Raw genomic sequence first — 9,357 nt, 5'->3', positions numbered from 1 at the left:
TAGTGGTGGATGCAGAAAATGCATACGATACCGTTGGTTTTGCTGAATTACGTATATACCCCCCTATATACGAAAGTGATGAAGTTTTTGATATTAAATCTAAATTTGAAGCTAGTAACTGCGAAGATTTATATATCTCTGATTTAAATAGATGGGCAGGGGGATACGCCTGCGACTATTACATTAATGAAAAAGTTAAGCAGAAAGAAGAGTTCAATGCATACTCTATTACTATTGACTTCACCCAATTTACTGACGATACCGTGATTCAATACAATATTGTTGCAGGTGACAACTACCGTACAGAGCCGAAAGAGCAAACAAAGCCCAATGATCCGTCTTAGTGATGTGTTGGGTATTGGCTTAAAGAGCAAATAGATGGCTAAGGTTTTAAAAATTGGCGCGATATTGGTAGCGCTCTGGGTCGCGCTTTTTTACGTGGTTTACCCAGCCTTTGAGTGGTATGAGAGCACCAAGCCGCCGTTTGGTTCATCTCCTGAAGATAGCTATATCTCAATCCAAGGGACAAAACCCAAAGATGCCAAGGTCAAAGCCTACGGCACTTTTTACGGAGGCGGCGATGAGTGCAAATCGTTTTTTTGGAGTGCCTCCGATGGTAAAAAACGCTCAGGAGGGAAAGCGGTATTGCGTATCACCCATAACTTTGCCAGCGACGAGAATCATTATGAACTGCGCATTCCATATAAAAACTTTGTATCCAGTGGTTGTGATATGAAGCTCTACAGCATAGTGGTGGATGCAGAAAATGCATACGATACCGTTGGTTTTGCTGAATTACGTATATACCCCCCTATATACGAAAGTGATAAAGTTTTTGATATTAAATCTAAATTTGAAGCTAATAACTGTAGAGCAAAATACTATGAAAAATGGAAAGATTGGTCAGACGGTTTTGCTTGCGATTTTTATGTAAACGAAAAGCTGAAAAAATCAAAAGTCAATAATGCTTACTCCATTACTATTGATTTCACCCAATTTACTGACGATACCGTGATTCAATACAATATCGTTGCTGGTGACAACTATCGTACAGAGCCGAAAGAGCAAACAAAGTCCAATGATCCGTCTTAGTGATATACTTGGTATGAGACTTTATAAAGTACTATCTCACACAAGTACCATGAGCATCATCTCCCAGATCATGATCTAGGCTGATTTCAGTCACCGTTCCTTACTCTAGCAAGGCAATAGCTTCTTCAGACCAGCAAAGCCGATGCTATCCTTTCGGAGTCGGTCGTTCATCATCAAGGCAAACTTTCATGCTAAATCCTTGTTTTTATGAATGTTGACTTAAATTAATCCGAAGTTAGTACTTTTACAACAAGTGGTTAGATTCGCACTCCCTTGCTCGTTATAATACTCGCCAGATAATGAGCTCATAATGGCTCAAAACGAATTGAAACAGGAATAATAAAAATGACAAGTAGCCAGCAACGCGCCGCCCTGCAACGCCAGATATGGGCGATCGCCAACGATGTTCGTGGTTCAGTAGATGGCTGGGATTTTAAACAGTATGTACTAGGCACTTTGTTCTATCGCTTTATCAGTGAGAACTTTGTTCACTTCATTACCGGTGGAGATGAAAGCGTAGACTACGCAGCTATGTCGGATGATGACGAAAATATCGAGTTTGCCAGAGATGATGCGATTAAGACCAAAGGTTACTTTATCTATCCAAGTCAGTTGTTTAGCAATGTAGTCGCTAATGCATCTAAAAATGAGAATCTAAATACTGACCTTGCTGCTATCTTTTCAGATATCGAAAACTCAGCCAACGGTTACGATTCAGAAAAAGACATTAAAGGCCTGTTTGCGGATTTTGATACTACGAGTAATCGCTTAGGTAATACTGTAAAAGCGAAAAACGATCGTTTAGCTAAAGTATTAAAAGGAGTCGCAGACCTTCCGTTAGGTAACTTTGACCAAAACCAGATTGACCTGTTTGGTGATGCTTACGAGTTCTTGATTTCTAACTATGCAGCGAATGCGGGCAAATCCGGAGGCGAATTCTTCACGCCTCAACACGTATCCAAACTGATTGCCCAACTAGCTATGCATGGACAAACCAGTGTTAACAAGATTTACGACCCTGCTGCTGGTTCAGGTTCTTTGCTACTTCAAGCGAAAAAGCACTTTGATGCACATATCATTGAAGATGGCTTCTTTGGGCAGGAGCTTAACCACACGACCTATAACTTGGCTCGTATGAATATGTTTTTGCACAACATCAACTACGACAAATTCAATATTCAGTTGGGCGATACTCTTCGTGAACCTCATTTTGGTGATGATAAACCGTTCGACGCTATTGTTTCTAACCCGCCATATTCAGTTAAATGGATAGGTAGTGATGACCCAACACTAATCAACGATGAACGCTTTGCGCCTGCCGGCGTGCTTGCGCCAAAATCAAAAGCCGACTTTGCCTTTGTGCTGCATGCGCTTAGTTACCTTTCAAGCAAAGGTCGGGCTGCGATTGTGTGCTTCCCCGGTATTTTTTACCGCGGTGGGGCTGAACAAAAAATACGCAAATATCTTATTGATAATAACTATGTTGAAACGGTTATCTCGCTAGCTCCAAACTTATTCTTTGGTACCACTATTGCGGTAAATATCCTAGTTTTGTCTAAGCGTAAAATCGATACAAAAACGCAGTTTATCGATGCCAGTGATTTGTTTAAAAAAGAAACAAATAACAACATACTGACAGACGAGCATATCAAGAAAATCATGTCGGTGTTTGATAGTAAGGAAGATGTTGAATACTTTGCCAAATCTGTTGACTTAGATGCGATAACTGATGATTACAATCTATCGGTGAGTACCTACGTAGAAGCTGAAGATACTCGCGAATTAGTGGACATTACTAAACTTAATGCCGATCTTAAAATCACAGTCGCTAAAATTGATCAGCTTCGTAGTGATATTGACGCCATTGTGGCGGAGATTGAAGGTGAGGAGTTTGAGGCGTGAACCATTTGAGCTATTTAGAGAAACTTCTCGAGGGTATCGAAGTGGTTTGGTTTCCGATCAGAGAAGTTACTGAGCGAACTACGAATATCAAGTGGCGTGAAACTTCAAAAAGCCATCAGTATATTGATCTAACTTCTGTCAGTATCGATACAAAAAAAATAATAGAAACAACAGAGGTAGGATCTAGCAATGCACCCAGCCGTGCTCAAAAGCTTGTAAAAAGAGACGATGTGTTATTTGCAACAACTCGTCCGACACAAATGCGTTATTGCTTAATTGATGAAGAATATGATGGAGCAGTTGCGAGCACAGGATATTGCGTATTGCGAGTAAAAAAGGAAGTGACTCTGCCTAAGTGGATTTTGCATTTGATTTCTTCAAGCGATTTTAAAAAGTACCTTGAAGAGAATCAGAGTGGTTCTGCATATCCAGCCATTTCTGACGCGAAGGTCAAAGATTTCAGTATCCCCATCCCATGCCCAAATAACCCAGAAAAATCGCTGGAAATACAAGCTGAAATAGTACGTATTTTGGACGCATTTACCGCCATGACCGCCGAGCTGACCGCCGAGCTGACCGCCGAGCTTAACATGCGGAAAAAACAATACAACTACTACCGAGATCAGTTGCTGAGCTTTGATGATGGTGAAGTTGAGTGGAAGACATTAGGTGAAGTAGCTTTAGATTTTGGTCGAGGAAAATCGAAACATCGACCTAGAAATGATCCAAGGTTGTATGGAGGTGATACACCTTTTATTCAAACAGGTGATATTAGAAATGCAACCCATGTTATTCAAGAGTACAACCAGACGTATAGTGAACTTGGCTTAAAGCAAAGTAAATTGTGGCCTAAAGGCACTTTATGTATCACTATCGCAGCAAATATTGCCGAAACATCTATTTTAGGTTTTGATGCATGCTTCCCCGATAGTGTTATTGGCTTCGTGGCAAACCCTGAGGAAACGAGCTCAAATTATGTAGAGTATTTACTATCTTCAATCAAAACTCAGTTAGAAGAAAAAGGTCAGGGAAGCGCCCAAAGTAATATAAATTTGGGTACATTTCAGAACTTAAAGCTTCCGTTCCCTTCAATTCTAAAGCAAGAACGTATCGTATGTTTGCTCGACAAATTTGAGACATTAGCTAACTCTATTACCGAAGGTCTTCCTCGTGAAATCGAGCTACGCCAAAAGCAATACGAGTATTATCGGGATCTACTGTTGAGTTTTCCTAAGCAGGAGGTAGCCGCGTAGTATGGGACAATCGCTGATAGAAATTGCAGAAGAACTCAAAAATTCTCCTAAGAAAGTGCAGTTAATCTACGCCTTCAATGGCTCGGGGAAAACTCGACTTTCGAGAACATTCAAGGAAATGCTCACAGCTGAAATGAATGAAGAGGATGCTGCAGATCCGTTCGGACTGTCGGATAAAAATATTCTCTACTATAACGCTTTCACCGAAGACCTTTTTTATTGGGATAACGACTTAGAAGCGGATGAGTCTAGAAAGCTAAAAATACATCCAAACGCATTTACCAAATGGGTTTTTGAAGACCAAGGGCAGGATCAGAATATCATTGCTCATTTTCAACGTCTGACAAACAGTAAATTGACTCCGGAGTTTAGTGCTGATTTTTCCGAAGTCTCTTTTTCAATGGTAGCTGGGGACGACGATCATTTGGGGAATCTAAAAATTTCTAAGGGTGAAGAAAGTAACCTGATTTGGAGTGTGTTCTATAGCTTACTTGAACAGGTAATAGAAGTACTCAACGTTCCCGAAATTGATGATAGAGAAACCAATGCCTTTGATAAGCTCAACTATGTGTTCATTGATGATCCAGTAAGTTCCTTAGACGATAATCATCTTATCCAGTTGGCAGTAGATCTGGCGACATTAATTAAATCCAGTGATTTTACCAATGGGCTGGGACTTAAGTTTATTATCACCACCCATAGCCCACTTTTTTACAACGTTCTTCACAATGAGTTGGGACTCAAGAAAGGCAACAAAAAAGACGGTTGTTACCTATTGGAGCGCTTTGAGGATGGGACATTTAACTTGAATGTTAAGTATGGTGATTCCAACAAGAGTTTTTCATATCATTTGCATTTAAAACAGCTCCTTGAACAAGCTATAGAGCACAATCAAATAGAGCGTTATCACTTTATGCTGCTGCGTAATTTATACGAAAAAACAGCAGGATTCTTGGGGTATCCTGAATGGGGAGAGCTGTTAAACACTGTCCCTGGTAATAAACAGGCCTATTTAAACCGTATTATTCAATTTACTAGCCATAGTTCTCTGTCCAGTGAAGTTATTTCAGAACCAAATGAACAAGAAAAACAAACAGTGAAGCTTCTGTTGGACAATTTAATGGATAACTACAGCTATTGGCAGCAGGGAGAGCAAAATGACTGACTTTAAAACGATTGCTGAATCCAATAACTTTATCGTCTTAGATAAATACACCAAACAATTGCAGCCTAGTGATAGTTATCAAAGTGAAAGTGATTTAGAACGAGAACTGATTCAGGATTTGCAGAATCAAGGCTATGAGTTTTTGCCTGAATTAACGACCCCAGACTCAATGATGGCAAATGTGCGGACTCAACTTCAAGATCTCAATAAAGTTGAGTTTACCGACGCTGAGTGGGGACGTTTTCAGGAACAGTACTTAAATACGCCAAGTGACAACATCATCGAGAAAACGCGTAAAGTACACAGCGATTATATTTACGATTTTGTATTTGATGACGGTCATATTGAAAATATTTACCTGTTTGATAAGACAACCATCGCACGTAATAAAGTTCAGGTAATTAAACAGTTCGAACAGACTGGGAGCCATGCTAACCGCTATGATGTGACTATTTTAGTCAATGGCTTACCATTGGTTCAAATTGAGCTGAAAAAGCGCGGAGTGGCGATTCGTGAAGCCTTTAACCAGGTTCATCGCTACAGCAAAGAAAGCTTCAATGCTGAAAACTCTTTATATAAGTACTTACAGCTGTTTGTGATATCCAATGGTACCGATACTCGGTACTTCGCTAATACCACTAAGCGCAATAAAAACAGCTATGACTTCACCATGAACTGGGCGAAGTCAGACAACAACCTCATTAAAGATTTAAAAGACTTTACGGCAACCTTCTTCCAAAAAGAAACCTTGCTGGAAGTAATCCTGCGTTACTCTGTGTTTGATGTCAGCAATACTCTGCTAGTGATGCGTCCCTATCAAATAGCGGCGACTGAGCGCATTTTATGGAAGATTAAAAGCGCCTATAACAGCAAAAGCTGGAGCAATACGGAAAGTGGTGGTTACATTTGGCATACCACCGGTTCGGGTAAAACGCTCACCAGTTTTAAAGCGGCACGATTAGCGACGAAATTAGATTTTGTAGATAAAGTATTCTTTGTTGTTGACCGTAAAGACCTCGACTACCAGACCATGAAGGAATACCAGCGCTTTTCACCGGATAGCGTGAATGGTTCAGAGAGTACTGCAGGGCTTAAACGTAACCTAGATAAAGACGATAACAAAATCATTGTTACCACCATTCAAAAGCTTAATAATTTAATCAAAAGTGAAAGTGATTTGCCTGTCTACAAGCAGCAAGTCGTGTTTATTTTTGATGAGTGTCACCGCAGCCAATTTGGTGAGGCTCAAAAGAACATTAAGAAGAAATTTAAAAAGTATTACCAATTCGGTTTTACTGGAACACCTATTTTTCCTGACAATGCACTTGGAGCAGAAACAACCGGTAGTGTCTTTGGTCAACAGCTTCACACCTACGTCATTACCGATGCGATTCGTGATGAAAAAGTGCTTAAGTTTAAAGTGGACTACAACGATGTTCGTCCTCAGTTCAAGAGTATTGAAACAGAGCAAGATGATAAAAAGCTTAGCGCTGCTGAAAACAAACAAGCCTTCTTACACCCAATGCGTATTCGGGAGATCTCGCAGTACATCTTAAATAATTTTAATCAGAAAACGCATCGGGCTTATAAAGGCGCAAAAGGCTTTAATGCTATGTTTGCAGTAAGTAGTGTAGATGCAGCAAAAGCCTACTACGAGAGCTTTTCGCAACTGCAGAAAGACGCTGAAAAACCACTGAAAGTCGCAACCATCTTTTCCTTCGCTGCAAATGAAGAGCAAGATGCCATCGGTGATATCGCAGATGAAAGCTTTGAAGTGACGGCAATGAATAGCAGTGCCAAAGAGTTTTTAAGTGCGGCAATTGATGATTACAACAGGATGTTTAAGACCAACTTTGGTGTAGACAGCAATGGTTTTCAAAACTACTACCGCGATCTTGCTCAGCGAGTGAAAAAGCAAGAAATCGATGTACTGATTGTTGTTGGGATGTTCTTAACAGGGTTTGATGCGCCAACGCTGAACACTTTATTCGTTGATAAGAACTTACGTTATCACGGTTTGATGCAAGCATTCTCTCGAACTAATCGTATTTATGATGCAACTAAGACCTTTGGCAATATTGTTACTTTCCGAGATCTAGAACAAGCGACCGTTGATGCCATTACCTTGTTTGGCGATAAAAATACGAAGAACGTTGTACTCGAAAAGAGCTACAAAGAGTACATGGAAGGCTTTACCGATATCGTAACAGGTCAGGCTCGTCGTGGTTTTGTCGAGATTGTCAGGGAGTTGCAGGAGCGCTTTCCTAACCCTGAAGACATCGTAAAAGAACAAGATAAAAAAGACTTTGCTAAGTTGTTTGGCGAATATCTTAAAGCGGAAAATATCCTACAGAACTATGATGAGTTCGCCGGTCTTAAAGCGCTGCAAAACCTAGATACTAGCGATGAGCAGGCTGTTGAAGCGTTCAAAGAAAAATATTATCTGAACGATGAAGACATTGCGGTAATGCAAACGATAGAAATACCAAACGAACGTGTGGTTCAGGATTATCGTTCTACTTATAACGATACCCGTGATTGGTTACGTCGTGAGAAAGAAGGCCAGGAAAAAGATAAACCGACCATGGACTGGGACGATGTCGTTTTTGAGGTCGATTTACTTAAATCGCAAGAAATTAATCTGGATTACATTCTTGAGCTGATCTTTGAACACAACAAGAAGAACAAGAGCAAAGAAGGGTTAATCGATGAAGTGCGCCGTCTTATCCGTGGTAGCCTTGGTAACCGGGCTAAAGAGAGTCTAGTTGTTGATTTCATTAATCAAACCAATCTAGACGAAATTAGTGATAAAGCCAGCATCATTGACGCATTTTTCAAGTTTGCACAAGCAGAACAAAAACGCGAAGCAGAAGCTATCATTGATTCTGAAAAATTGAATGAAGAGGCCGCTAAACGCTATATCACTTCATCGTTGAAGCGTGAGTATGCATCTGAGAATGGCACCGCGCTGACAGAAGCATTGCCGAAGTTAAGCCCGCTCAACCCTAAATACCGAACGCTCAAGCAGACTGTGTTCCGTAAGATAGCTGCTTTTGTTGAGAAGTTTAAAGGTGTGGGTGGACAGATTTAAGGCTAAAATATCGATGCTTATGTAGTTTCATATGAGTATAGACGCTAAGATAGGTTTGTCATTGAAAAATAGATAGTTTAGGTAATCGACATCTCTGGATGTGTCTTTTGTTTAACATAGCCTGATTACTGGTGATGTCATCAGGCTTGCTTAAGCAAAGCCAGACCTATTAAATGGAAGTAGGAGAAAACATGAGGGTTATTGATCAGGTAAAGCTGTATATCTTATCGCTTATGTTTCTTTTTTTCTTGGTCATGCTTATTTCGTTAGATACAGACCCATGTAAGCAGGGCAAGATCATGAACGTTTTTTGTCCAAAAGTGGTTTATAAATTGCTAAAGATCGCCCCTGCATTTGCTATTAAAGAAGCTCACTCATTTCTGGCACACTGTCGGCTTGCGCTAACAAGTATTCACACTCTGTTTGGATGAGTGACACACATAGCTCTATGTGTTCACGCTCTCCGTCATCGATTCCTTGAGCTTCGGTAAGTCCAACCGTTTCCTTCAGGGCATTCTTTATGGCACTAGTGGTTTCTGCAATTATGGAAGCCATTTTGGTGCCTGAATAGCCGAGCAGAGCACCGAATTCAGCTAAATCATAGCTGGTGATAGGGCGTTTGAAGTTACCTTTCGGTGGATTTTGAAAGTCTTCACTTTCCCAATCTCCAATCGACATTGCAAAATATTGAGGGATACTGGCGGCACGCCCCTCATCAGCAGACAATTTGCCGCTTCGTGAGTTACGTTTTGCTCCCTCTTGAGCGATAGCTTCTATGTTGACTAAATCATAAAAAGGGGTCAGTTCAAGGCCTTTAGGGGTGACGAAGAAGCTAATATTTTTACCATGAGCAT

General features: G+C 40.5%; 5 protein-coding genes and 2 pseudogenes. 6 read left to right on the top strand and 1 reads right to left on the bottom strand.

Features of this window, described 5'->3' with window-relative positions:
- The 6 genes and pseudogenes from AAFM34_RS19315 to AAFM34_RS19290 all read left to right on the top strand — a co-directional run.
- A pseudogene (locus AAFM34_RS19315) lies at positions 1-344 on the top strand (hypothetical protein); the annotation flags it as partial.
- Positions 345-378: 34 nt separating this feature from the next.
- Entirely contained in the window at positions 379-1,092 is a 714-nt protein-coding gene (locus AAFM34_RS19310) for a hypothetical protein (protein WP_341665642.1), read from the top strand.
- Positions 1,093-1,437: 345 nt separating this feature from the next.
- Complete coding sequence (locus tag AAFM34_RS19305; RefSeq protein ID WP_341665641.1) at positions 1,438-2,994, top strand: type I restriction-modification system subunit M; 1,557 nt, start codon at positions 1,438-1,440, stop codon at positions 2,992-2,994.
- Entirely contained in the window at positions 2,991-4,247 is a 1,257-nt protein-coding gene (locus AAFM34_RS19300) for a restriction endonuclease subunit S (RefSeq protein WP_341665640.1), read from the top strand. The genes AAFM34_RS19305 and AAFM34_RS19300 overlap by 4 nt, the downstream gene beginning before the upstream one ends.
- Before the next feature lies 1 nt (position 4,248).
- Positions 4,249-5,412, top strand: coding sequence for an AAA family ATPase (locus AAFM34_RS19295; RefSeq protein ID WP_341665639.1), 1,164 nt, complete (start codon positions 4,249-4,251; stop codon positions 5,410-5,412).
- Positions 5,405-8,503 carry a type I restriction endonuclease subunit R gene (locus AAFM34_RS19290; RefSeq protein WP_341665638.1) on the top strand — a complete coding sequence of 1,033 codons (3,099 nt, stop codon included), beginning with the start codon at positions 5,405-5,407 and terminating at the stop codon, positions 8,501-8,503. Before AAFM34_RS19295 ends, AAFM34_RS19290 begins: the two co-directional genes overlap by 8 nt.
- Before the next feature lie 360 nt (positions 8,504-8,863).
- Here AAFM34_RS19290 and AAFM34_RS19285 read toward each other — a convergent pair.
- Positions 8,864-9,357 (bottom strand): annotated as a pseudogene (locus tag AAFM34_RS19285) (type II toxin-antitoxin system HipA family toxin); the annotation flags it as partial.

This window comes from Vibrio sp., from assembly GCF_038138445.1.
In the GTDB taxonomy this organism is placed as follows: domain Bacteria; phylum Pseudomonadota; class Gammaproteobacteria; order Enterobacterales; family Vibrionaceae; genus Vibrio.
This window is presented reverse-complemented; position numbering and strand designations above follow the sequence as displayed.

Bases quoted from the DNA above. Each gene is read 5' to 3' on its own strand.
- AAFM34_RS19310 (WP_341665642.1), top strand. From the start codon at position 379: ATGGCTAAGGTTTTAAAAATTGGCGCGATATTGGTAGCGCTCTGGGTC.
- AAFM34_RS19305 (WP_341665641.1), top strand. From the start codon at position 1,438: ATGACAAGTAGCCAGCAACGCGCCGCCCTGCAACGCCAGATATGGGCG.
- AAFM34_RS19295 (WP_341665639.1), top strand. From the start codon at position 4,249: ATGGGACAATCGCTGATAGAAATTGCAGAAGAACTCAAAAATTCTCCT.
- AAFM34_RS19290 (WP_341665638.1), top strand. From the start codon at position 5,405: ATGACTGACTTTAAAACGATTGCTGAATCCAATAACTTTATCGTCTTA.